The sequence below is a fragment of the Salana multivorans genome (assembly GCF_003751805.1).
Taxonomy (GTDB): Bacteria; Actinomycetota; Actinomycetes; order Actinomycetales; family Beutenbergiaceae; genus Salana; species Salana multivorans.
Map to the genome: position 1 here is coordinate 2,411,073 of NZ_RKHQ01000001.1, position 24,238 is coordinate 2,435,310.

Sequence of the window (24,238 nt, forward strand, 5' to 3'; positions counted from 1 at the left end):
CGTCCGGCGCGGCCGCCGCGTCGCTCACCGCCGACCTGCTCCTAGGCTGGCGGGGTGAGCACCCTGCCAGCGCCCGGGAGCGTCCCGGTGACCGAGCTGTTCCGCGCCGTCGTCGACGTCCCCTCCGTCTCCGGGGACGAGACCGCGCTCGCCGACGGCGTCGAGGCCGCCCTGCGCGCCCACCCCCACCTGGAGGTGCTGCGGGACGGCGACGCGGTGCTCGCCAGGACGAGCCGCGGCCGCGCGATGCGGGTCGTCGTCGCCGGCCACCTGGACACGGTGCCGATCAAGGACAACGTGCCGGGCCGGCTGGAGGAGCGCGACGGTCGGGAGGTCCTGTGGGGCCGGGGGAGCGTCGACATGAAGGGCGGCGTCGCCGTCATGCTCCACCTCGCCGCGACGCTCGTCGACCCCCGCTACGACGTCACCTGGGTTCTCTACGACCACGAGGAGGTTGACTCGAGCCTCAACGGCCTCGGCCGGGTGGCGCGGCACCACCCCGAGTGGCTCGACGGCGAGTTCGCCATCCTCGCCGAGCCGACCGACGCGCAGATCGAGGGCGGCTGCAACGGAACGATCCGCGTCGAGGTGCGCGCGAGCGGCACGGCGGCGCACTCGGCCCGCGCCTGGCGCGGTCACAACGCCGTCCACGACCTCGCCCCCGTCCTCGCCGCGCTCGCCGGGCACACGGCCGAGACCGTGACGGTCGACGGGCTCGACTACCGGGAGAGCCTCGGCGCCGTCGGCATCCGGGGCGGGATCGCCGGGAACGTCGTCCCCGACGAGGCGGTGGTCACCGTCAACTACCGGTTCGCGCCGTCGCGCTCGGTCGCGGACGCCGAGCGCTACGTCGCGGCCGTGCTCGCCCCGGCGCTCGCGGCCGTCCCCGGGCTCACGCTGACGACGACGGACGCGGCGGCCGGCGCCCGGCCCGGTCTCGACCACCCGGCCGCGGCCGCGTTCGTCGAGGCCGCACGGACGGCGACGGGCGCGCGGGTGAACCCCAAGTACGGCTGGACGGACGTCGCCCGGTTCTCGGAGCTCGGCATCCCCGCGGTCAACTTCGGTCCCGGCGACCCGATGCTCGCCCACCACGACGACGAGCACTGCCCGACCCAGCAGGTCACCGACGTCGCCGCGGCCCTCGCGGCGTGGCTCGGCTGACCGGGTAACGTCGAGCACCGGTGCGGGTGGCCCGCACGTGAGCAGGAGGAGACCCGAGTGAGTGAGCACGCGCGCCCGTCCCGCAGCACCTACCACAAGGGGCCGGTGACGCTCCGGGGCAGCCAGGTGCCCGAGTCGACCTTCGACGAGCGTCTGCTCGCTCCGACCTCCGGCTCCGAGGACTGGCTGCACGCCGACCCGTGGCGCGTCCTGCGCATCCAGTCGGAGTTCGTCGAGGGCTTCGGCGCGCTCGCCGAGCTCGGCCCGGCCGTCAGCGTCTTCGGCTCGGCCCGCGTGCGGCCCGGCGACCCCGAGTACGCGCTCGCCGAGGAGGTCGCGACCGAGCTCGTGCGGGCCGGGTTCGCGGTCATCACCGGCGGTGGCCCGGGCATCATGGAGGCGGCGAACAAGGGGGCCCACGAGGCTGGCGGCGTCTCGGTCGGGCTCGGGATCGAGCTGCCGTTCGAGCAGGGGCTCAACTCCTACGTCGACCTCGGCGTCAACTTCCGGTACTTCTTCGCGCGCAAGACGATGTTCGTCAAGTACGCGACCGGCTTCATCGTGCTGCCGGGCGGGTTCGGCACGATGGACGAGCTGTTCGAGGCCGTGACGCTCGTCCAGACCGGCAAGGTCCGCCAGTTCCCGATCGTGCTCGTCGGCCGCTCGTTCTGGAGCGGGCTGATCGACTGGCTCGACTCCGCGCTGCGCGAGCGCGGCCTCATCGGCCCCCGCGACCTCGACCTGTTCTACGTCACCGACGACGCGGTGGACGCCGTCCGCCACGTCACGACGGCCGCCAACGGGCTCGCGGCCAAGGAGGCCGCGATGCACGAGGCCGCCACCGACGGCGTCGACTGATGGCGCTGCTGCGCGCCGTCCTGCTCGGCGTCCCCCTCGTGCTGCTCCTGGTCGCGGCCGGCGTCGTGCTCCTGCGCGGTCGGGTCGCCGACATCGGCGGTCTCGACGAGCCCTACCCGGCGGCGGCCGGGCTCGTCGGCTGGCCGGGCGGACCGTCTGGCACCGGCGGGCCGGGCGCCGGCGTCACCGGCCGGGACGGCGCCGACGCCGCCGCCGACCACGACGTCTGGGCGGGTCTCGAGGGCGATGACGTCGTGGGTCTCGCGACGCCGTACGGCACCCTCCCGGGCCGCGTCCGGCCGGTCGACCCGGCCGACGAGGCTCCCGCCACCCCTCCGTCGGACTAGAATGGGTCCGAACCGTTGCAGCCCCGACCCGTGCCCCCGCGCGTGGATCGACGGCTGTCACGGGCCTGACTGAGAAGTCCGATCGACACGGAGGGACCACCCGCGATGGCCGCGATGAAGCCGAGGACTGGAGACGGACCGCTCGAGGTGACGAAGGAAGGCCGCGGACTCGTCATGCGGGTCCCGCTCGAGGGCGGCGGCCGCCTCGTCGTCGAGCTCAACGCCGCGGAGGCCGAGGCCCTGCGGGACGCCCTCGCCGGCGTCGTCGGCTGACGCTCCCGGGTATCCCGCAGGGATGACCGACCTCGCCACCCCGCCGTTCCCGTCGGTCGAGGTCGTCCCCCTCACGGGGGCGACGGCAGCCGACTGGGACGCGGTCGCCGTCCCCATCGCCCCGCCGATCACGCAGGGCGGTGACGACGGCGTCCAGCCGCGCAGCGGCGTCGCCGACGTCGCGACCTGGTACGGCATCGACCTCGCGGACCTCGCCGAGCTGACCGGTGCGACGGGGAAGGCCGGCGAGATCGTCACGGTCCCGCTCCCTCGGCTGCTCGCCGGCACGGCCCAGTGGCGCGATCTGCCGCGCCGGCTCGTGCTCGTCGGCGTCGGGGACGGCACGTCGGCCGACCTGCGCCTCGCGGGCGCCCAGCTCGCCCGCGCCGCCGCGTCCTGGGGACGCGTCCTCACCACCGTCCCGCTCGTCGACCGCGAGACGCGGGGCGACCGGGACGGCGGCGACGTCGCCTTCGTCGTCGGCGCGCTGCTCGCCTCCCACACCGCGTACACCCGCAAGACGGGCGAGCCAGCGCGGCGTCTGAGCCGGCTCGGGCTGGCGACGCTGGCCACCACGGGCACGACCGCCGCCGCCGAGCTGGCCGAGGCGGCCGACCGTGCCGTCGCGCTCGCCGCCGGGACCGCCATCGCCAGGACGCTCGCCGCGACGCCGGCTGACGTCGCGACGCCGGAGTGGCTCGCCGACCGCGCGCGCGAGCTGGTCGAGGCCGTGACCGCGCAGGCCGCCGGGTCGTCCGGCACCGGGTCGTCCGGCGCCGCCGGCGAGACGCTCGACCTCACGATCGAGGTGCACGACGAGCGCTGGCTCGCCTCGCACGGCTTCGGCGGCATGCTGGCCGTCGGGTCCGGCTCGGTCAACCCGCCCCGCCTCGTCGCCGTCGGCTACGACGGACGACGCGGCACGCGCCGCGCCCCGCAGGGCCCCACCGTCGCCATCGTCGGCAAGGGCATCACGTACGACACGGGCGGCCTCGCGCTCAAGCCGCGCGAGGGCATGGCCACGATGAAGACGGACATGACGGGCTCGGCCGTCGCCCTCGCGACGGTGCTCAGCGCCGCGCGGCTGCGGCTGCCGGTCCGGGTCGTCGGCGTCATGGCGCTCGCCGAGAACGCCTTCTCCGGCTCCTCCTACCGGCCGGGCGACGTCGTGCGCGTGTGGGACGGCACGACCGTCGAGATCCGCAACACCGACGCCGAGGGCCGGATGGTCCTGGCCGACGGCCTCGCCTGGGCCGCGCAGACGTGGGATCCGGACGTCCTGCTCGACGTCGCGACCCTCACCGGAGCGGCCGGGCTCGCGCTCGGCCGCGGCATGGGGGCTGTCCTCACGCCGCGGGACGCGCTCGCCGGCGCGCTGGAGCTGGCCGGACGCGAGACGGGGGAGGAGCTGTGGCGGCTCCCGCTCGTCGCCGACTACCGCGCGGCGCTCGACTCCGACGTCGCCGACGTCGCGCACATCGCGACCGACCCGCACGTCTCCGCCGGGACCGTCACGGCCGGCCTCTTCCTCGAGCGGTTCACCGGGGGACGCCCGTGGGCGCACCTCGACATCGCGGGCCCGGCGCGCTCGGCGAAGGCCAGGGGCGAGATCCCGGAGGGCGCCACCGGCTTCGGCGTGCGGCTCCTCGTGCGCTGGCTCGCCTCGCTCGGCTGACCGACCGCGCCGACGTCGCCGGTCGCCGAGGGACCGGCTACCGCTTGACGGCGACGACGACGCCGCTGCCCACCGGCAGCAGGGACGCCGTCCACTCCTCCGACTCCAGCAGGGAGCGGACCAGCTCCCGCATCGTCGTGGTCTCGGGGTCGCGCCGCGCCGGGTCGGCGACCTGGTCGAACCAGAGCGCGTGCGGCACGACGAGCGTCCCGCCGACGCGCAGGAGGCGCCGCCCCTGCTCGAGCAGGAGCTGCAGGTCGGCGACGTCGGTGTCGATCAGGACGAGGTCGTAGGCGCCGTCCGCGAGCCGGGGGAGGACCTCGAGCGCCCGACCGCCGATCGTGCGGGTGCGCGAGGTGGGGACGCCGGCGTCGGCGAACGCGGTGCGGGCCGAGCGCTGGTGCTCGACGTCGACGTCGATCGTCGTGAGGATCCCGTCCGACGGCATCCCGGCGAGCAGCCAGGCGCCGGAGACGCCGGCCCCGGTCCCGATCTCGACGACGTGCCGGGCCCCGGCCGCGGCCGCGAGCGTCGCGAGCAGGGCGCCCGTCGCGGGCGTCACGGAGTCGACGTCGAGCTCGACGGCGCGAGCGCGCGCGCCGGCCGCCGGGGCGCCCTCGGGCGTGATCTCCTCGACGTAGCGCCAGCTCTGTGCCTTGTCGGCGGCTCCCATGACCCGTCCTCCCGCTCGGTAATGGTGCCATCGTAGGGGGCGCGCCTGCCGCGCACCGCGAGACCCCGTCCCGCGTCGTACGCCGGTGGGCGTAGCATGGTGGGTCCGCATGAAGCCGCCCGAGCCGTGAGGAACGCGTGCCCGAGATTCCCGAGGATGCCACCTGGCAGCCGCCCACCTGGGACGAGGTCGTGCGCGAGTACTCGCCCCAGGTCTACCGGCTCGCGTACCGCCTGACCGGCCAGGCGGCCGACGCCGAGGACCTGACGCAGGAGGTGTTCCTGCGCGTGTTCCGCTCGCTCGACGGCTACCGGCCCGGCACGTTCTCCGGCTGGCTGCACCGGATCACCACGAACCTGTTCCTCGACCAGGTCCGGCGCAAGCAGCGCCAGCCGGCGTTCCCGCTCGGCTCCTACGAGGCCGACGCGCCACGCGCGAACCGGGTCGACGAGCCCGAGCGGTCGTTCGAGATGAGCAACCTCGACCTCGACGTCCAGGCCGCCCTCGGCGCGCTCGCCCCCGAGTACCGCGCGGCGGTCGTGCTCCGGGACATCGAGGACCTCACCTACGAGGAGATCGCCGACGTGCTCGGCGTCTCGCTCGGCACCGTCCGCTCGCGCATCCACCGCGGCCGCGCGCGCCTGCGCGAGGCGCTCGCGCACCGCTCGCCGCAGGCCCAGCGCGCCGCCGGGCCGCTCGGGCTCGCGCCGCTGCCGGGGGCGTCGTCGTGATCGGGTGGCACCTCGGGGCGCGGGTGAGCGAGCTGGTCGACGACCACCTCGTCGGAGCCGAGCGGCGTCGGGCCCTCGACCACCTCGCGTCGTGCCGGAGCTGCCAGGAGGAGGTCGAGCAGGAGCGTCGCGCGCGCCGGGTCGCCTCGTCGCTGCGCTGCGTCGGGATGCCGGCCGGGCTCACGGACCGGATCCTCGCCGTGTCGGCCGGGACGGCCGCCGCCGGGACCGCGGCCGCGGGGACGGGCGCGGGCGCGTCGGGTGCGGCGCCCTGGGCCGACGGCGCTCGCCACCCCGGCATCACGCCGCGCCTGGCGCTGGTCGGCGCCGCCGCCGTCGGCGTCGCCGGGCTCGCCGCCGTCGGCACGCTCTACGCGCTCGGCACGCCGACCGGACGGGGTCCGGAGGTGCTCGCCCAGGTCGCCCCGGCGCCCACGCTGGTCGTCGGGAACGCCGGGCTCGCCGACGCCGGCGACGACGAGGCGTCGTCCCCGGCGAGCTGGCCGCGCGGCTTCGTCGCCCCCACGGTGCTCCCGACGGCGGCGAGCATCGCCCAGGCGCAGGTGCTGGAGCCGGGCGTCGTGCTCGTCGAGCTCTCCCTCGACGGGACGCCCGTGACCGTGGTCGAGGCGCACGGCCGGCTCGAGCTGCCGGAGGGCGTCTTCGACGCGACGGCCCTCGCCGGGCACGTCGCGCACGAGGTGGACGGCTGGTGGGTGACCCAGCTCGGCGACGACGTCGTCGCGGTGCGCGGGGATGCCGGCGCCGTCGCGGAGCTGCTGGCCGCGTTCGACGAGCCGACCCCGGAGTGGTCCGCCCGGTTCGAGGCTGGCTGGCGGGTGGTCACCGGTGACTGAGCCGGACGGGACCGAGCGGGACGAGCCGGGCGGCCTCGAGGCGTGGCCGTGGCCGACGCCGGAGGAGCTGGCCCGACAGGACGTCGCACCGTCCGGACCGGGCGAACCGGACGAGTCCGGCGCCGGGGTCGGCACGCCCGCTGCCCCGGCCGACGACCCGACCGGGGTCGTGACGCCGGGGGCGCCGCGCGCCCGCCGCCGGGCTCCGCGCCGTGACCGCACCGCCCGGCGCGGGGTCGGTGGCGCGGTCGTCGCCGTCGTCGGCGTCCTCGCCCTGCTCGTCGGCACGCTCGGCGGCCTGCTGCTCGCCCCGTGGTTCGGGATCGAGGCCGCGACCTCCAGCGCGCCGGCGCCGTCCGAGCCGCCCACCGGGCTCGGACCGAGCCCGTCCGCCGAGCCGAGCGCGCCGGAGCCGCAGCCCGAGCCGGAGCAGACCGAGCTGCCCGACACCCCCCTGCCGGACACGCTGCCGCTCGCACCCGGTGGCCCGATCGACCCGGGCGCGCGGATCGACGTCGTCGACATCGCGGCGCGCGCGCTGCCCAGCACGGTCTCGATCCAGGTTCGTCAGACCGACGGCAGCGGCTCGTCCGGTTCCGGGTTCGTCATCCGCGAGGACGGGTTCATCCTGACCAACGCGCACGTCGTCGCCGGCTCGGACGCCGACGGGGCGACCCTGACCGTCCTGTACGCGGACGGCGAGCAGAGCACCGGGACGGTCGTCGGCATCACGCACGACTACGACCTCGCCGTCGTCTCCGTCGACCGCACCGACGTGCCCGCGCTCCCGCTGGCCGACTCCGACGGCGTGGTCGTCGGCCAGGAGGTCGTGGCCGTCGGCGCGCCGCTCGGGCTCCAGGGCACCGTGACCGCCGGCATCGTGAGCGCGCTGAACCGGCCCGTCCAGGCGGGCGACGCCAGCTCGATCTCGTTCATCAACGCGATCCAGACGGACGCGGCGATCAACCCGGGCAACTCCGGCGGCCCGCTGCTCGACGCGAGCGGCGCCGTCATCGGCATCAACTCGGCGATCGCGCAGGCGAGCGGCGGGCAGCAGGCGACCGGCAGCATCGGCCTCGGGTTCGCGATCCCCAGCAACCAGGCGCGACGCACGGCCGAGCAGCTCATCGCGCACGGCTACGCCACCTACCCCGTCATCGGGGTGCTCCTCGACTCCTCCTGGGTCGGGGTCGGCGTCAAGGTGAGCACCCAGCCGACGGAGGACGGCGTCCAGCCGCTCACGGCCGGCGGTCCGGCCGAGCAGGCGGGGATCCGGCCGGGCGACGTCATCGTGGCGATCGACTCGCGGCCCGTCACCGCGCCGGACGAGCTCATCGTCGCGATCCGCGCCCACGCGCCGGGCGACACCGTGGTCCTGACGATCCGGGACGACGACGTCGACCGGGACGTGCCCGTGGTCCTCGGGGAGGAGCGCTCGCGGTGATCGGCTCGATCAACGGGTGGGAGTGGATGATCCTCGCGGTCGTCGTGCTCCTGGTCGTCGGTCCCGAGCGGCTGCCCGAGTACGCGCGTCAGCTCGGCCGGCTCGTGCGCGAGGTCAAGCGCATCGCGACGGGCGCGACCGAGCGGGTCCGGGAGGAGCTCGGTCCCGAGATCGACGACCTGCGCCAGTACGACCCCCGGCAGTACGACCCGCGCCGCATCATCCGCGACGCGCTCGCGGACGACGACGCCGGTCCGACCGGCCCCCCGACCGCCGGTGGGGACGCCGCGCGTCCGGGACCGACCGCGGCCTTCCGGCCCGGTGGCCGGCCGGCGTTCGACGACGAGGCGACGTAGCGCCGGTCCGTCCGCCTGCGCCGGCCCGTCCGCGGTCTAGACGACGCTGAGCCCGAGCCGCCGGCCGGCGAGCCCGCGACGCTGCCCCGCGAGCTGGTCGGCGATCGCCACGAGCGCGTCGGCTCCCTCACCCAGGTCCTCGCCGCTCGCCGCGGTGTCGAGCCCGGCGCGCGGGCTGCCGACGTCGCCGCCCTCGCGGACCGCGACGTCGAGCGGCACCTGGCCGAGCAGCCCGACCGGGTAGCCGAGCGTCGCCGAGAGGGTGTTCGCCACCTCCTGGCCGCCGCCGGAGCCGAAGATCTCGAGCCGGGAACCGTCGGGCTGCGTCAGCCACGACATGTTCTCGACGACCCCGATGACGCGCTGCCGCGTCTGGGTCGCCATCGACCCCGCGCGCGCCGCCACGTCGGCCGCGGCCTGCTGCGGCGTCGTCACGACGAGGATCTCCGCGTTCGGCAGGAGCTGCGCGAGCGAGATCGCGATGTCGCCGGTCCCCGGCGGGAGGTCGAGCAGGAGGATGTCGAGGTCGCCCCAGAACACGTCGGCGAGGAACTGCTGGAGCGCGCGGTGCAGCATCGGCCCGCGCCACACGACCGGCTGTCCGGGCGGGGCGAACATGCCGATCGAGATGACCTTCACGTCGTGCGCCACCGGCGGCAGGATCATGTCCTCGACCTTGGTGGGGTTCTGCGTCACCCCCAGCATGAGCGGGATCGAGAACCCGTAGATGTCCGCGTCGAGCACCCCCACCCGCAGCCCGCGCCGCGCCATCGCGACGGCGAGGTTCGCCGTGACCGTCGACTTGCCGACGCCGCCCTTGCCCGAGGACACGGCGATCACCCGCGTGAGGGAGTCCGGCTGCGCGAACGGGATGACGGGCTCCGCGTCGGTCCCGCGCAGCTGCTTGCGCAGCTCCTGCCGCTCGGCGTCGGTCATGACGGTGAGCCGGACCTCGACGCCGGCGATCCCGGGGACGCCCGCCACCGCGGCCGTGACGTCGCGCGTGATGGTCTCGCGCAGCGGGCAGCCAGCGGTCGTCAGCGCGACGAGGATCGCGGCGTCGACACCGGCCGCGCCCGAGGTGTCGGCACCCTCGCCGGGCTCGCTCAGCGTGACGTCCTTGACCATCCCGAGCTCGGTGATGGGGCGGCGGATCTCGGGGTCGAGGACCCCCGCGAGCGCGGACTGGACGGCGGTGAGGAGGTCGGCGGGCACCCCTCCAGTCTAGGTCGGCCCCCGGGGCCGAGACCGGGCCGCGAGGGGGCGCGGCTCGGGACCGCTCGGTCCCGCGTCAGGCGTCGTCGGCCTCGGCCGTCGGCTCGGCACGGGCGTCCGGTTCTGCGTCGCCACCCGGTCCGGGCACCGCGTCGGTCCCGTCCGCGTGCTCGGGCGAGCTCGGCCGCTTCTTCTTGCGCCGGTCGGTCCGCTTGCCGGCGGGTTCGTCGACGCGCTCCTCCCCGTGCAGCTCCGCGCGCAACTCGGCCCGCACCTCGGTGCGGATGTCCTCGCGGAGCGCGTCGAGCAGGTCGCGCAGCTCACCGCGGACGTAGTCGCGCGTCGCGACGTCCTGCAGCGCCATGCGCAGCGACGCCATCTCGCGCGCCAGGTACTCGGTGTCCGCGAGGTTGCGCTCGGTGCGCTGGCGGTCCTGCTCGGCCGCGATGCGGTCGCGGTCGGTCTGCCGGTTCTGCGCGAGGAGGATGAGGGGCGCGGCGTAGGAGGCCTGCAGCGACAGCATGAGCGTGAGCGCCGTGAACCCGTTCGCGGCCGAGTCGAACCGCAGCTCCCGCGCAGCCAGCGTGTTCCACGCGAGCCACACGATGCAGAACACCGTGAGCCAGATGATGAAGCTCGGCGTGCCGAGGAAGCGCGCGATGCGCTCGGAGAGGATGCCGGCGGTGTCCGACTCCTTGCTCCCGCGCGGGCGCGACCCGAACCAGCGCCCGCGCTCCAGCGGGGTGTCGAGCCGTCGGTCGCGCTGCTGTCCGCGCTCAGCCACGGCTGCCTCCGGGGGTGAGGGAGAGGTCGGTCACCGAGTCGTCGGCGTCGCGCCAGTCGTCGGGCAGGAGCCGGTCGAGCACGTCGTCGGCGGAGACGGCGCCGAGCAGGTGCTTGTCCTCGTCGAGCACGGGCAGCACGGTGAGGTTGTAGGTCGCGAGCAGGCGGGTCACCTTGCCGAGCGGGTCCGACGGCAGCACCCACTCGACGTCCTGGTCGATGATCGAGCCGAGCCGGTCGTGCGGGGGTTCCCGCAGCATCTCCTGGAGGTGGACGACGCCGAGGAACCGCCCCGTCGGCGTCTCGAGCGGCGGCCGGACGACGAACACCATCGTCGACAGCGCGGGCGCGAGGTCGCGGCGGCGCACGTGGGCGAGGCCCGCCGCGATGGTCGCCTCGGGGCCGAGGATGACCGGCTCCGTCGTCATGAGACCACCGGCCGTGTGCTCGCCGTAGGCCATGAGGCGGCGCACGTCCTCGGCCTCCTCTGGCTCCATCAGCTCGAGCAGCTCCTCGGCCATCTGCTCGGGCAGCTCCTGGACGAGGTCGGCGGCGTCGTCGGGCTGCATGGCGTCGAGGACGTCGGCCGCGCGACCCGCCTCGAGCGCGGTGAGGATCTCCGCCGCGTCCTCCTCCGATAGCTCCTCGAGGACGTCGGCCAGCCGCTCGTCGTCGAGCTCCATCGCGACCTCGACGCGGCGTGCGGCGGGCAGCGCGTGCAGCACCTCGGCCACGTCGGCCGCGTGCAGGCCGTCGAGCGTCGCGATGAACGACGCGGCGCCCTGGTCCGTCTGCACCGAGAGCAGGCCGGTGACGGAGGCCGCGTCGACCATGAGCGTCTCGCCCCGGCGGAACAGCCGGCCCGACGCGCTGCGCCGGACGAACAGCTTCGTGACGTCCCAGTCCCGGCCACGGCGCAGCTCGAAGCCGAGGTCCTCGACGCGGGCGGTGCCGCCGCCGTCGGCCGGCGAGAGCGTGACGGCGCGGTCGAGGATCTCGCCCATGACCTGGCGCTCGCCCGCGCGCTGCTCGAACCGGCGCATGTTGACCAGGCCGGTCGTGATGACGGCGCCGGGGTCCATGCTGGTGACGCGGGACAGCGGGACGAAGACGCGGCGGCGCCCGGCCACCTCCACGACGAGGCCGACGGCCCGCAGCGCGCCGCCCGGCCGCACGACCACGACGACGTCGTGCACCTTGCCCACCCGGTCGCGGTTGGGGTCGTAGACGCCGGTGCCGGCGAGGCGTGCGGCGAAGACTCGGGTGGGCGTGCTCACGGTCCCAGCGTAGGGCGTGCCCCCGGCCCCAGCCGCGGCAGCTTTCGGTGGGCGGGAGCGTGGGGGAGAATAGGGGGCATGTCGATGAACGACGCGCGCCGGACCACCGTGCCCACCCCGCCGCAGGGGGAGGAGATCGCCTCCTTCGCCACCTATCTCGAGGCGCAGAAGGCCGTCGACGTGCTCGCCGACAGCGCCTTCGCCGTCCAGGCCGTGACGATCGTCGGGTCCGACCTGCGGATGGTCGAGCGCGTGACGGGCCGCCTGTCCTACCCGCGCGTCGCGCTGGCCGGTGCGCTGTCGGGCGTGTGGTTCGGTCTGTTCATCGGCCTGCTGTTCAGCATGTTCAACGAGAACGGGATGGCGACGATCGTCGTGTGCGTCTCGCTCGGTGCCGCGTTCGGCATGCTCTTCGGCGTCATCTCCTACGCGTTCACCGGCGGCAAGAGGGACTTCGTCTCGCAGTCGCAGGTGGTGGCGAGCCGGTACGACGTCCTGTGCCTCAGCGAGCTCGCCGGTGACGCGCGCTCCCGCCTCCAGCAGGCCGGCATCACGACGGTCGGCCGCGGCCAGGGACACGGTCAGGGGACGGCGTTCGGCCCGGGCGGACCGGGTGCGCCCGCCGCGCCCGGACCCGTCGGCGACCCGGCGTCCCGCCCGACCCCGACACCGCCCGAGGCCCTCGAGCCGCCGCGCTACGGCCAGCGCCTCGACGACCCGCCCCAGCGGTGAGCGAGCCGGAGCAGCGTCGTCCGTCGACGCCCTCCCGGAGCGCGCCGTCGCTCGCCGAGACGGTCGCGGCCACGGGCGTCCTCGCGCGGTCGCCGTGGTTGCTGCTCGCCGGGTTCGTCGCGGTCCACGCCTGGCTCGTCTCCCGCGCCCTCGCGCACTCCAGCGCGATCTTCGGTGACGTCGGCCTGTACGAGTGGTGGATCTGGAACGGCCAGGCCAACGGCGTCTGGCCCGTCCTCGACACCGAGTGGGTCTACCCGGCCGGCGCGCTCCTGCCGCTCGTCGTCGCCGGACTCGGCCCGTGGCCCTACGCCGCCGGGTTCGTCGGCCTCGTCATCCTCCTCAACGCCCTGGCGCTCGCCTACCTGTGGGACCACCGCCCGTTCGGGACCTACGGCGGCTGGTTCTGGCTCGCGTTCCTCGCGCTGCTCGGGCCGATCAGCCTCGGCCGGATCGACGGCATCGTCGCCCCGCTCATCCTCGTCGCCGCGACGGCCGGGCTGCGCCATCCCCGCACGGCGGCCGCGATCGCGACGGCCGGCGCCTGGATCAAGATCGCCCCGGCGGCCGTGTTCCTCACCGTCCTCACGTTCACCCGCCGCCGCGTCCCGGTGCTGGCGGTCGGCGCGGCGGTGAGCGCCGCCGTCGTCGTGACCGCGATGGCGCTCGGCTCCGGTACGCGCGTGTTCAGCGTCTTCGGCGAGCAGGGCAAGCGCGCGCTGCAGGCGGAGTCCGTGCTGGCGACCCCGTTCTCCCTCGCGCGCCTGTGGAACGGCGGGACGGGAACGGCCGCCCCGGTCTACAACGAGGAGATCTACACCTACGAGTTCCTCTCCCCGGCCGCGGACGCCGTCGCCCGCGCGCTCGACCTGGTGCTGCCGCTCGCGGTCGTCGCCCTGCTCGCGCTGGGCTGGTGGGCGTGGCGGCGCAACCCGCGCCAGGTCCAGGCCGTCTTCCTGCTCACGACACAGGCCGTGCTCGTGGCGCTCGTCGTGTTCAACAAGGTCGGCTCGCCGCAATTCATCGCGTGGCTCGGGCCGGTCGTCGCGGTCGGCCTGAGCGCCGGGCGGCACCTGCGGCTGCCGTGGGAGATCCCGGCGCTCGGTCTGCTGGCCGCCGCCGCGCTCACGCAGCTCGTCTACCCGGTCGACTACGGCGGCTTCATCCTGGCCGAGCCGACGATGGTCGTCGTGGCGGCGCTGCGGAACCTGCTCGTCGTGGCCGTGCTCGTCGCGGTCGTGGTCGAGCTGGTCGGGATCGCGCGGCACCGCCGGGGACGGCGCGGCGCCGGACGCGTCGAGGGCGCGGCGCCCCGTCCGCTCCCCGCGGAAGAGCCCGCCGAGCAGTCGGCGGTGCCGGAGGGCGCGGCGTCCTGACCTGCGGCGATGCCGGGCGCGAGCCCGTGTCGCGGCGGGCGGTCCGCGGAGAGCGGACGGGGCGCTAGCCGCCCTGTCCGTCGGAGAGGCGCGCCATCCAGGCCTCGACGTCCTCGGACCGGCGCGGGAGGGCCGCCGAGAGGTTCTCGTAGCCGTCGGCGGTGACCAGGACGTCGTCCTCGATCCGCACGCCGATGCCGCGGTACTCCGCCGGGACGGCGAGGTCGTCCGCCTTGAAGTACAGGCCCGGCTCGATCGTGAACACCATGCCCGGCTCCAGTCGCGCGTCGAGGTAGAGCTCGGCGCGGGCCTGGGCGCAGTCGTGGACGTCGAGCCCGAGGTGGTGGCTCGTGCCGTGCGGCATCCAGCGGCGGTGCTGCTGGCCCTCGGGCGTCAGCGACTCCGCCGCCGTGACCGGCAGCAGCCCCCACTCCTCGAGCCGCGCGGCGAGCACCTCCATCGCCGCGGCGTGGACGTCGCGGAACTTCGCGCCGGGCCGCACGACGGCGAACGCGGCGTCCGCCGCCTCGCGCACGGCGTCGTAGACCCGGCGCTGGACGTCGGTGAACGTGCCGTCGACGGGCAGCGTCCGCGTGATGTCGGCGGTGTAGAGCGAGTTGACCTCGACGCCGGCGTCGAGCAGCAGCAGCTCGCCCGGACGCACCGCGCCGGTGTTGCGGATCCAGTGCAGCGTCGTCGCGTGGTCGCCCGCGGCGGCGATCGTGTCGTAGCCGACCGCGTTGCCCTCCTCGCGCGCCCTCGCGGCGAAGACGCCCTCGACGACGCGCTCGCCCCGCGGGTGGCCCGCGGCGCGCGGGAGGCTGCGCACGACGTCCTCGAAGCCGGTGATCGTCGCCGCGACCGCCGCGCGGAGCTGGTCGACCTCCCACGCGTCCTTGACGAGGCGCAGCTCGGACACGGCGGTGGCGAGGGCGTCGTCGGCGTCGCGCGCGTCCTCGCTCCACCGGCCGTGCTCGGCCAGGACGACGTCGACGAGGGTGGCGACGGCGTCGTCGGCCCCGCGCAGCACCCGAACCTCCACCTCGGGGTTGCCCGCGTCCTTCGCGACCGCGTCCCGCAGGTCGTCGATGTGCGCCGCGCGGATGCCGGTGAGCTCCTGGGCCTCCTCGAGCGTCCAGCGCGGACCGACCCAGAACTCGCCGTAGCGCGAGTCGGCGTAGAACTCCTCGCTGTCCCGGCCGGCGAGCGGCTTCGTGTACAGGACGGCCTCGTGGGTCGGGCCGGCGTCCGCGGCGAGCGCGTGCAGGACGAGGACGGCGTCGGGCTCCAGGTCCGTGCCGAGCCCGGTGAGGTGGGAGAACGCGGCGTGCGGGCGGAAGGCGTAGTCCGTGTCGTTCGAGCGGGTCTTGAGCGAGCCGGCCGGGATGACGAGGGTCTGGCCGGTGAGCCGGGCGCCGAGCCGGGCGCGGCGCTCGGCCGCGTGGTCGGCCGCCTCGTGCCGCGTCACGCCGTCGCCGGAGCGCGGCGCCCAGGCCGAGGACATGAACTCGCGGAACGCGACCGAGCTGGGCCGCTGCGAGCGGTTGTTGCCCCGGTCCTCGAGTGGCTGGTCGTCGTGCTGGGCATCCGCGGGGGTCTCGCTCGTCATGGCTCCATCGTCCCACCGCCGCGGGCGCGACGCCGGGTGTCCACGAGTTCCTAGACTGCGCGTGTGCGCATCGACCTCCACACCCACTCGACGGCGTCCGACGGCACGACCTCGCCCGGCGACGTGGTCCGGGAGGCCGCGCGCGTCGGGCTCGACGTCGTCGCCCTCACCGACCACGACACGACCGCCGGCTGGGCCGAGGCGGCGCGCGCGGCGCGGGAGGTCGGGATCGGCCTGGTCCGCGGGACCGAGGTGACCTGCCGCGGCGAGGGCACGACCGTCCACCTCCTGTCCTACCTGCAGGACCCGACGGTCCCCGGGCTCGCCGACCGGCTCGAGCGATCGCGCGGCGCGCGCGTGACCCGGGCCCGGCGGATGACCGAGCTGCTCGCGCGCGACTACGAGCTGACCTGGGCCGACGTGCTCGCCCACACACCGGGCGGGGCGACGGTCGGGCGTCCCCACCTCGCCGACGCGCTCGTGACGCTCGGGGCCGCGCGGGACCGGACCGACGCCTTCGAGCGCATCCTCTACTCCGGCGGTCCGTACTCCGTCCCGTACGACGTGCCGACGCCGCACGAGGGGGTCGCGCTCGTGCTCGCCGCCGGCGGTGTGCCGGTGCTCGCGCACCCGGCGGCCGGCCGCCGGGGGGCGATCCTGTCCGACGAGCAGATCGCGTCGCTCGCGCGGGCGGGGCTGGTCGGCCTCGAGGTCGACCACCGGGACCACGACGAGGGGGAGCGGACGCGTCTGCTCGGGCTCGCCCGGGACCTAGACTTGCTCGTGACGGGATCGAGCGACTACCACGGTGCCGGCAAGCCGAACAGGCTTGGCGAGCACACGACGCACGCCGACGCCCTCGAGTCGATCCTCGAGCGCGGCCGCGAACCCCTCGTGAGCTGAACCCGAGCCGGCCGACCGCGGTGCCCCGTGTCCGTCCGGCTCACTCCACGCGCGCCCGGCGATCCTGGGCCCGAGAACCTGAGGTGAGATGAGCCCGGAGATCGTCACGCTGGGCGTGACAACGTTCGTGACCCTGTTCGTCATCATGGACCCGCCGGGCACCGTCCCGGTGTTCCTCGCGCTGACGAACGGGATGGACCGGCGACGCCGCGTGCTCGCCGCGCGGCAGGCCGTGCTGGTGGCGTTCGGGGTCATCCTCGTGTTCACCATGTTCGGGCGCTACATCCTGGAGTTCCTCCACGTCTCGGTGCCGGCGTTCCAGGCCTCGGGTGGTCTGCTCCTCCTGCTGGTCGCGCTGGAGCTGCTGACGGGCAAGGCCGAGGAGCCGCGGCCGACGGCGAGCGGGGTCAACGTCGCGCTCGTGCCGCTGGGCACGCCGCTGCTGGCCGGACCGGGCGCGATCGTGGCCTCGATGCTCGCCGTGGAGAACTCCGACCACTCGTTCGCGTCGTGGACCGTCATCATCGTGGCGATCGTGCTCGTGCACGCGTGCCTCTACCTCGCGATGCGGTTCTCCGTCGTCATCCACCGGGTGCTCGGCGAGGGCGGGGTCACGGTCGTGACGCGGCTCGCCGGTCTGCTGCTGGCCGCCATCGCGGTGCAGCTCATCGCCGACGCGGTCATGGCGTTCGTCGCGACCATGTGACGCGGCTGGCGCCGCCCGGCGGCGTCCGGCGGCGTCCGTCGCGGCCCGCCTCTCGGCTCGCGAGCGATCCGCGTCTAGGCTTGGCGAATGGCACGGTTCATCGAGGTCCACCCCGTCGACCCGCAGCCGCGGGCCATCGCCCAGACCGTCGCGGCGCTGCGCGACGGTGCTCTGATCGCCTACCCGACCGACTCCTGCTACGCCCTCGGGGCGCGGCTGGACTCGCCGAGCGGGCCCGAGCGCATCCGCGAGATCCGTCATCTCGACGCCAAGCACGACTTCACGCTCGTGTGCTCGGACTTCCACCAGCTCGGTGCGCTCGTCCACCTGGACAACTCCGCGTTCCGCGCGATCAAGGCCGCGACGCCCGGGCCCTACACGTTCATCCTCCCGGCGACGAAGGAGGTGCCGCGGCGCCTCCACCACCCGAAGAAGAAGACGGTGGGCGTCCGCATCCCCGAGCACCCGGTCGTGCGCGCGCTGCTGCGGGAGCTGGGCGAGCCGATGCTGTCCTCGACGCTGCTCCTGCCGGGGCACGACGAGCCGCTGACCGACGGCTGGCAGATCAACGAGGAGATCGGGCACGCGCTCGACATCGTGCTCGACTCGGGGGAGTGCGGCACCGAGCCGACGACCGTCGTCGACTTCTCCTCGGGTGCCCCGGAGGTCGTGCGCGTCGGCGCCGGCGACCCGACCCCGTTCGAGTAGCGCGCGGCTTCGGCGGCGCGGTGACGCGGGCGGTCGCGCGCCGTCGGCCCGTCCTCCGACATCGGGGTGGATCGCGCGGTCCCGGCCGGTGAGGCCCGCTCCGACATTGGGGGCCCGGGCGTCGCGGCTCGCGGCCGGCCGTGGTCATGCCGATGCCCTGCCGTGCTCGGCGCCCGCCGTCCGACGCCCACTGCCCGCGACGGCTGGTGCTCGGCGCCCGCCACTCCACGCGCACCACGCCCATGGCGATTGGCGCCCGCCACGCCGGGCGTTCGGTGCCCAGCTCTCCGTGTGCCAACACCCGCCGCCCCACGCGCTCGACGCCAGCCGCCGCGCCACCACCGTCGCCTGGTCCGCACCCGCCGACCCCTCGACCGCCCGCCCGGCCGTCTCACCATGTGAACCGTCCGTCCGCCCCTGCGGACCCGCCCCCGACCGGCGCACTGAACCGCATCAGCCCAGGTCGGCCGCCGTCCGGACCGTCCATGTGACCCACCTCACGGCGGGCCCGCGCCTTGGATCGTTTCATCGCCGGGCTGGACGCCGGACTCCGTCCTGGGCAAGATGGTCGCACTCCCGGTGCTAAATCGATTTATGCGCACCTCGGGATTAAATCGTTTCAATGCAGAGACGAAGGACGCAGAGGCGAAGGCAGAGATGAGACAGCAGCAACGAACCTGGACGGCGCTCCTGGCCAGCGCGGCCCTGGCGCTCCCGCTCGTGGGGATCCCGGCGCTCGCGGCCCCGGACCCCGAGACGGGCCCCTGGAAGTACGACTTCGGCACGGCGACGAGTCCCGTCGCCGAGGGCTGGGTCGGTGTGTCCGAGTCGAACCGATACTCGGAGGAGGCGGGCTACGGGATCGACCCCGCGTCGCCGTCGGCCCCCGTCTCCCGCGACCGCAGCACCGGGGACGACGTCCAGCGCGACTTCGTGCTGTCGACGAGCTGGGGCTTCCTCCTCGACGTGCCGAGCGGCACCTACGACGTCACCGTGACGTCCGGCGACATGACCGGGACGGGCACGACGAAGACGACGGTCGTGCTCGAGGGCGAGACGGCCGGGTCGCTCTCGGCCAAGGCGGCCGTCGCAACGGACACCTTCACCACCGCCGTGACCGACGGTCAGCTCACCTTCGGCTTCACCGGCACGGGCGCCGGCGCGTTCGTCAACGGCATCGAGGTCGTCCGCACGGGCGATGCCCCGGACCCCGGTGAGGAGCCGACCGGCGAGCCCACCGGCGAGCCGACCCCGACCGACCAGCCGACCGACCCCACCGATCCGGAGTACGGCACCATCGCGACGCCGTCCTACCTGCGGACCGCCCACGTCGAGGACGGCAGCGTCACGATGCGCTGGGAGGAGATCTCGGGCGCCGCCGGCTACGTCCTGTCCCGCGGCGACAGCCCCGATGGCCCCTTCACGGTCGTCGCGACGGTCGGCGACCAGGTCTGGGCGACCGATGCCACGGCCGACACGACCAGGGTGAACTACTACCGCGTCCAGTCGCGGCCCGCCTCGGGCCTGCCGTCGGTCCCCTCCCGGGTCGCGGTCGCGACGCTCGCCGGTGACGGCGTGGAGGACGTCGAGCTGCCCGCGAGCGGGGTGCTCACGTTCGACTTCGGCGACGGCGAGCTCGCCGACGGCGCCATCGCGGTCGACGCGTCGACGGCCTACTCGGCGCAGACCCGCTACGGCTTCGTCGATACCTCGAAGGTGACGGCGACCGACCGCGGGACGGACGACCCGGTCCGCAGCGACTTCGTCCAGGTCGGCGCGACCGACCTCGTGATCGACCTGCCGAACGGCGACTACAACGTCTCGGTCGTCGCGGGCGACGCCACCGCCGCCAGCTCGATCTCGATGACCGTCGAGACCATGTCCAAGGTGCAGACGACGGCGAACGTCGCCGGCTCGTTCCTCGAGATGACGTTCCCGATCTCGCTGGTCGACGGCCAGCTCACGATCGAGGTCGGCGGGACGGCGCCGAAGCTCAACCAGCTCGTCATCACCCGGCTGGAGGACCGCACGGCCGGCGCCAAGCCCACGGTGTGGGTGACCGGCGACTCGACGGTCCAGAGCTACACCTCGGGCTACGCCCCGCAGGCCGGCTGGGGCCAGATGCTCGACCGCTTCCTCGACGACTCGGTGACGGTCGACAACCGCGCCATCGGGGGCCGCTCGGCGAAGAACTTCATCAGCCAGGGTCGTCTCGACGAGGTCCTGGGCAGCATCCGCCCGGGCGACTACCTGTACGTCCAGTTCGGGCACAACGACAACTCCCGTGGCGTCGACGACCGCTGGGCGGCGCCGCTGGACTACAAGAACTACCTGCGCACCTACATCGACGGCGCGCGCCAGCGCGGCGCGACGCCGATCATCGTGACGCCCGTCTCGCGGCGTGACTTCAACGCGACGACCGGGGTCTTCAACGTCTCCTTCCCGGCCTACGTCGCCGCCGCGACGGCCGTCGCGCAGGAGACGGGCACGCCGCTGGTCGACCTGTCGGCGTCCAGCCGCGACTACCTGAACCAGATCGGACCCGAGCTGGCCAAGTCCGTGTTCCTGCACGTCCCGGCCGGGGTCTACCCGGGCCGCCCGAGCGGCACGACGGACGACACCCACTTCCAGGAGTACGGCGCCATCCAGATGGCCCGGCTCGTGGCGGGGGACACGGCGGAGCTGGACGTCCCGCTCGCCGACCACGTCCTGGACACGGAGCTGCCGAGCGACGTCCCGGCCGCTCCGGCCGGGCTGGTCGCGACCAGCATCACGAACTCCAGCGCGCTGCTGACCTGGACCGCCGTCGAGGGCGCGGACATCTACAAGGTGTACCGCAGGCCGGCCGGGGGCTCCGACGCGGACTACGCGCTGGTCGGCTCCTCGACGGTCGCCCAGGTGACGACGACGGGCATGACGCAGGGAACGGCCTACGACGTCGTCGTCGTCGCGACCAACGGCGCCGGTGACTCGGGGTACTCCAACGTCGTGAGCTTCCGGACGAAGGCGCCGCTGTACGCGTTCGACTTCCAGCTCGCGGGCAACGTCGTCGAGCCGGGCTACCTCGAGGTCAACGAGAACACTCGCTACACCGAGGCGCTCGGCTACGGGTGGACCGCCGCCGGGCCCGGTGGGCGCGACCGCGGCATCGCCTTCGATCCCGTCCCGTCCGCCCTGCTGCGCGACTTCGCGCTGCCGGGCACGGGGAACACCTTCGTCGTCGACCTGCCGCCGGGGACGTACTCGGTCACGGCCCTGTACGGCGACATGATCGGGACGGCGCGGCTCGCTGTGACGCTCGAGGGTGTCACGTACGGCAGCACGACGGGCGGCCGCGGCAACCTCAGCACGAAGGCCATGCAGCCGGTGACCGTCCTGGACGGTCAGCTCACGATGGTGGCCGACGGCTGGCTGAACGGGCTCGAGATCACGCCGCTGCAGTACGCGCCGGCCGACCTCACGCTCGACGACGTCACGATCGACGGCACGGACGTCGCCGTCAGCCTGTCCTGGGCGGCGGCGGCCGAGGCCGACGGGTACCGCGTGTACCGGCAGACGGCGGGGGCGACGTCCCCGGCGCTGGTCGGGACGGTGACGGACACGTCGTTCGTCGACCGGACGGCGGCGGTCGGGCAGGTCTACAGCTACAAGGTGGTCTCGATCGACGCGATCGGCAGCGAGTCCGTTGCCAGCAACGTCGTCGAGGTCACGACGGTCGACCCGGACGTCCCGACGGCCGCGACGCCGACCGGTCTGACGGTGACCGACGAGGCGAAGCACCTCGTGAGCCTGGCCTGGGAGGGCGTTGAGGGCGCGCTGTTCTACCAGGTCTACCGGGCCGCGTCGGCCGACGGCGAGCTCGAGCTCATCGGCAGCTCGACCACCCCGAGCTACGACGACACCGACGTGCTCACGACGATCCCGTTCCACTACGCGGTCGCCTCCGTGAACGCGGGCGGCGTCTCGGAGCTGTCGGACACCGTCGCGTCGGCCGGCGAGACCGTGCTGGTGCGGCAGGCCGAGAACCTCGACCGGGCGCCGGTCGCGGTCGCGGTCGACGGCGGCGTCTACCTCGGGTGGCGCCTGCTCGGCCTGGACCCGCTGCACCTCGGTTTCCACGTCTACCGCGACGGGGCGCGGGTCACCGCCAGCCCGATCACGGACACGACCAACGTGCTGGACGAGGACGGGACCGCCGACTCCACCTACCGGATCGCCGCCGTCGTCGACGGGGTGCAGCGGTGGGTGACGGAGGAGTTCGGGGTGTGGGACGACCAGACCCTCGACGTCGCGCTGAACAAGCCGGCCGACGCCTACACGAAGGACGGTCAGCCCTACTCCTACCGGGCGAACGACGTGTCGGTCGGTGACGTCGACGGCGACGGGCAGTACGAGCTCATCGTCAAGTGGGACCCGTCCAACTCGCGGGACAACTCCCAGGCCGGCTACACGGGCAAGGTCTTCGTCGACGCCTACGAGCTCGACGGGACCCAGCTCTGGCGGATCGACCTCGGCGTCAACATCCGGGCGGGCGCGCACTACACCCAGTTCCAGGTGTTCGACTACGACGGCGACGGCCGGGCCGAGGTCGCCATGAAGACGGCCGACGGCACGCTCGACGGCGTCGGCACGTTCATCGGCGACCCCGGGGCCGACTACCGCAACTCCTCCGGCTACGTCCTCGACGGCCCCGAGTTCCTCACGATCTTCGACGGGGCGACGGGCGCGGCGATCGACACGGTCGAGTACACGCCGGCCCGCGGGGCGGTCAGCGCCTGGGGCGACGCGTACGGCAACCGGGTCGACCGGTTCCTCGCCGGGACGGCCTACCTCGATGGCGAGCACCCCTCGCTCGTCACCGCACGCGGCTACTACACGCGCACCGCGCTGACCGCGTACGACTTCGACGGCGAGCGGCTCGTGGAGCGCTGGCGGTTCGACACCGACGAGGCGGGGTCGCAGTACGAGCACCAGGGCAACCACCAGCTCGCGGTGGCCGACGTCGACGGCGACCAGAAGGACGAGATCGTCTACGGCTCGATCACGTTCGACGACGACGGCACGGTGCTCTACAACACCGGTCTCGGGCACGGGGACGCGCTGCACGTGTCCGACCTCGACCCGAGCCGGCCGGGGCTGGAGGTGTTCGCGGTCCACGAGGCCCCGGGCAGCAACGGCAACCGGATCGCGACGTTCCGCGACGCGGCGACGGGCGAGGTCATCTGGTCCGTCCCGGGCACCCGGGACACCGGGCGGGGAGCCGCCGGCGACATCGACCCCCGCTACGCGGGTGCCGAGGCGTGGAACATCTCCGACGGTGGTGCGTGGAACGACGTGGCGGGCTTCCTGCACGCGGCGGACGGAACGCTCATCACCAACGACATCCCGGCGGCGAACTTCGTCACCTGGTGGGACGGCGACCTGCTGCGCGAGATCACGGACCACGACTGGACGGAGGAGACCCGGACGGGCGTCCCGACGATCTCGAAGTGGGACTACGAGAACGGCCGGGAGGTGGAGATCTACCGCGCCGACGGCACGCTCACGAACAACGACACGAAGGGCAACCCCGCCCTGCAGGCCGACCTGTTCGGGGACTGGCGCGAGGAGATCGTCACGCGGCTGGACGACTCCTCCGCGCTGCGGATCGCCACGACCGTGGACCTGACCGACCACCGGCTGCGCACGCTGCAGTCCGACCCGGTCTACCGCCTCGCCGTCGCGTGGCAGAACACCGCCTACAACCAGCCCCCGCACACGTCGTACTTCCTCGGCGTCGGGATGGACACGCCGCCGGCGCCGTCGATCGCGTACGTCGGCGACGGGGTCGCGACGCCGGAGGTCGGGCTGCCGACCGTGGCGATCACGGGCGGCGGGGGTACGGCGAGCACCGTCGAGCCGCTCGTCGTCACGGGGACCGCGCAGCCCGGTGACACGGGCTGGAGGGACGACGCGGCCGTGGTCGCCGTCGTGCTCAGGGACGGTGACGGGCGCGAGGTCCTCGGTCTGACCGCGCCGGTCGCCGACGGTGCCTGGTCGACGACGTTCGACGTCTCGGCCCTGCCGTCCGGCTCGTACACGATCGAGGCGAGCGTCAGCTCGACGGGGACGGGCGACGCCTCGGCCACCGCCGAGCTGGAGCTGAGGGCGCCCGGCGACCCGTCGGGTGAGCCCTCGGGAGAGCCGTCCGGTGAGCCCTCCGGTGAGCCGACGGGTGGACCCTCCGGTGAGCCGACGGACGGCTCGTCGACGTCGCCGACGGGCGGGTCGTCGGTGTCGCCGAGCGGCTCCGCGTCGACGCCGGGAGGGGGCTCCATGCCCGGAACCGGTGTCGCCGTCGGGCTGCTGGTGACGCTCGCGCTCGGCGCGCTGGCCGCCGGGGCCGTGCTCGTCGCGCGCCGCAGGAGGCTCACGGCCTAGCCGAGGAGATCCCCCGACCGGGGCGGATCGCCGGCCCACGCGGCCGGCCGGTCCGCCCCGGTCGGCCGCACGACGTCGCTCGCCCGCGCGGGCACGTCCGGGACATGACACGGGCGCTGGTCCCGACCATC

20 protein-coding genes are annotated in these 24,238 nt (G+C 74.4%); 15 read left to right on the forward strand and 5 right to left on the reverse strand.

Features of this window, described 5'->3' with window-relative positions:
- Positions 1-54 precede the first annotated feature (54 nt).
- The 5 genes from dapE (at position 55) to EDD28_RS10380 (ending at position 4,317) form a co-directional block, all read left to right on the forward strand.
- Entirely contained in the window at positions 55-1,164 is a 1,110-nt protein-coding gene (gene dapE / locus EDD28_RS10360) for a succinyl-diaminopimelate desuccinylase (RefSeq protein WP_123739533.1), read from the forward strand.
- 57 nt (positions 1,165-1,221) lie between these two features.
- Positions 1,222-2,022 (forward strand): LOG family protein, encoded by an 801-nt coding sequence (locus EDD28_RS10365; RefSeq protein ID WP_123739534.1) that lies wholly within the window; start codon positions 1,222-1,224, stop codon positions 2,020-2,022.
- Positions 2,022-2,369, forward strand: coding sequence for a hypothetical protein (locus tag EDD28_RS17350; RefSeq protein WP_170169425.1), 348 nt, complete (start codon positions 2,022-2,024; stop codon positions 2,367-2,369). Before EDD28_RS10365 ends, EDD28_RS17350 begins: the two co-directional genes overlap by 1 nt.
- 105 nt (positions 2,370-2,474) lie before the next feature.
- Complete coding sequence (locus EDD28_RS10375) at positions 2,475-2,642, forward strand: DUF3117 domain-containing protein (RefSeq protein WP_123739535.1); 168 nt, start codon at positions 2,475-2,477, stop codon at positions 2,640-2,642.
- A gap of 22 nt (positions 2,643-2,664) precedes the next feature.
- Positions 2,665-4,317, forward strand: a complete 1,653-nt coding sequence (locus tag EDD28_RS10380; protein ID WP_123739536.1) for a leucyl aminopeptidase family protein — start codon at positions 2,665-2,667, stop codon at positions 4,315-4,317.
- Between the two features lie 37 nt (positions 4,318-4,354).
- Here EDD28_RS10380 and EDD28_RS10385 read toward each other — a convergent pair whose 3' ends face one another.
- Positions 4,355-4,990 (reverse strand): O-methyltransferase, encoded by a 636-nt coding sequence (locus tag EDD28_RS10385; protein ID WP_123739537.1) that lies wholly within the window; start codon positions 4,988-4,990, stop codon positions 4,355-4,357.
- A gap of 137 nt (positions 4,991-5,127) precedes the next feature.
- On the opposite strand from EDD28_RS10385, the gene EDD28_RS10390 reads away from it, so the two are divergent.
- Genes EDD28_RS10390 through EDD28_RS10405 form a run of 4 tightly spaced genes read left to right on the forward strand, consistent with a single transcriptional unit; the run spans position 5,128 to position 8,378 of the window.
- Positions 5,128-5,721 carry a sigma-70 family RNA polymerase sigma factor gene (locus tag EDD28_RS10390; protein WP_123739538.1) on the forward strand — a complete coding sequence of 198 codons (594 nt, stop codon included), beginning with the start codon at positions 5,128-5,130 and terminating at the stop codon, positions 5,719-5,721.
- On the forward strand, positions 5,718-6,578 hold the full coding sequence (locus tag EDD28_RS17160) for a hypothetical protein (RefSeq protein WP_148059592.1): 861 nt from the start codon (positions 5,718-5,720) through the stop codon (positions 6,576-6,578). The genes EDD28_RS10390 and EDD28_RS17160 overlap by 4 nt, the downstream gene beginning before the upstream one ends.
- Complete coding sequence (locus tag EDD28_RS10400) at positions 6,571-8,022, forward strand: S1C family serine protease (protein ID WP_245967993.1); 1,452 nt, start codon at positions 6,571-6,573, stop codon at positions 8,020-8,022. Before EDD28_RS17160 ends, EDD28_RS10400 begins: the two co-directional genes overlap by 8 nt.
- Positions 8,019-8,378, forward strand: coding sequence for a twin-arginine translocase TatA/TatE family subunit (locus tag EDD28_RS10405; RefSeq protein ID WP_123739541.1), 360 nt, complete (start codon positions 8,019-8,021; stop codon positions 8,376-8,378). The genes EDD28_RS10400 and EDD28_RS10405 overlap by 4 nt, the downstream gene beginning before the upstream one ends.
- A gap of 36 nt (positions 8,379-8,414) precedes the next feature.
- On the opposite strand, the gene EDD28_RS10410 is transcribed toward EDD28_RS10405, so the two are convergent.
- From EDD28_RS10410 to EDD28_RS10420, 3 genes are all read right to left on the reverse strand, one after another.
- On the reverse strand, positions 8,415-9,593 hold the full coding sequence (locus EDD28_RS10410; RefSeq protein ID WP_245967994.1) for an Mrp/NBP35 family ATP-binding protein: 1,179 nt from the start codon (positions 9,591-9,593) through the stop codon (positions 8,415-8,417).
- Between the two features lie 76 nt (positions 9,594-9,669).
- The gene (locus tag EDD28_RS10415; RefSeq protein ID WP_123739542.1) at positions 9,670-10,377 is read right to left on the reverse strand and encodes a DUF1003 domain-containing protein; all 708 of its coding nucleotides are present in this window, start codon (positions 10,375-10,377) and stop codon (positions 9,670-9,672) included.
- Positions 10,370-11,653 (reverse strand): magnesium transporter MgtE N-terminal domain-containing protein, encoded by a 1,284-nt coding sequence (locus tag EDD28_RS10420; RefSeq protein ID WP_123739543.1) that lies wholly within the window; start codon positions 11,651-11,653, stop codon positions 10,370-10,372. The genes EDD28_RS10415 and EDD28_RS10420 overlap by 8 nt, the downstream gene beginning before the upstream one ends.
- Positions 11,654-11,731: 78 nt before the next feature.
- Here EDD28_RS10420 and EDD28_RS10425 point away from each other — a divergent pair, with 78 nt between their 5' ends.
- Both EDD28_RS10425 and EDD28_RS10430 read left to right on the forward strand, forming a co-directional pair.
- Entirely contained in the window at positions 11,732-12,385 is a 654-nt protein-coding gene (locus EDD28_RS10425; RefSeq protein ID WP_123739544.1) for a YflT domain-containing protein, read from the forward strand.
- Positions 12,382-13,761 carry a glycosyltransferase 87 family protein gene (locus EDD28_RS10430; protein WP_123739545.1) on the forward strand — a complete coding sequence of 460 codons (1,380 nt, stop codon included), beginning with the start codon at positions 12,382-12,384 and terminating at the stop codon, positions 13,759-13,761. Before EDD28_RS10425 ends, EDD28_RS10430 begins: the two co-directional genes overlap by 4 nt.
- Before the next feature lie 64 nt (positions 13,762-13,825).
- On the opposite strand, the gene EDD28_RS10435 is transcribed toward EDD28_RS10430, so the two are convergent.
- Positions 13,826-15,370 carry an aminopeptidase P family protein gene (locus EDD28_RS10435; RefSeq protein WP_123739546.1) on the reverse strand — a complete coding sequence of 515 codons (1,545 nt, stop codon included), beginning with the start codon at positions 15,368-15,370 and terminating at the stop codon, positions 13,826-13,828.
- A gap of 63 nt (positions 15,371-15,433) precedes the next feature.
- Between EDD28_RS10435 and EDD28_RS10440 the strand changes: the two genes are divergently transcribed.
- The 4 genes from EDD28_RS10440 to EDD28_RS10455 all read left to right on the forward strand — a co-directional run bounded on the left by EDD28_RS10440 (position 15,434) and on the right by EDD28_RS10455 (position 24,107).
- Positions 15,434-16,273, forward strand: a complete 840-nt coding sequence (locus EDD28_RS10440; protein WP_123739547.1) for a PHP domain-containing protein — start codon at positions 15,434-15,436, stop codon at positions 16,271-16,273.
- Positions 16,274-16,361: 88 nt separating this feature from the next.
- Positions 16,362-16,979, forward strand: a complete 618-nt coding sequence (locus tag EDD28_RS10445; RefSeq protein WP_123739548.1) for a MarC family protein — start codon at positions 16,362-16,364, stop codon at positions 16,977-16,979.
- 87 nt (positions 16,980-17,066) lie between these two features.
- Positions 17,067-17,687 carry an L-threonylcarbamoyladenylate synthase gene (locus tag EDD28_RS10450; RefSeq protein WP_123739549.1) on the forward strand — a complete coding sequence of 207 codons (621 nt, stop codon included), beginning with the start codon at positions 17,067-17,069 and terminating at the stop codon, positions 17,685-17,687.
- A gap of 657 nt (positions 17,688-18,344) precedes the next feature.
- Entirely contained in the window at positions 18,345-24,107 is a 5,763-nt protein-coding gene (locus tag EDD28_RS10455; protein WP_245967995.1) for a rhamnogalacturonan lyase family protein, read from the forward strand.
- The last annotated feature ends 131 nt before the right edge of the window (positions 24,108-24,238 follow it).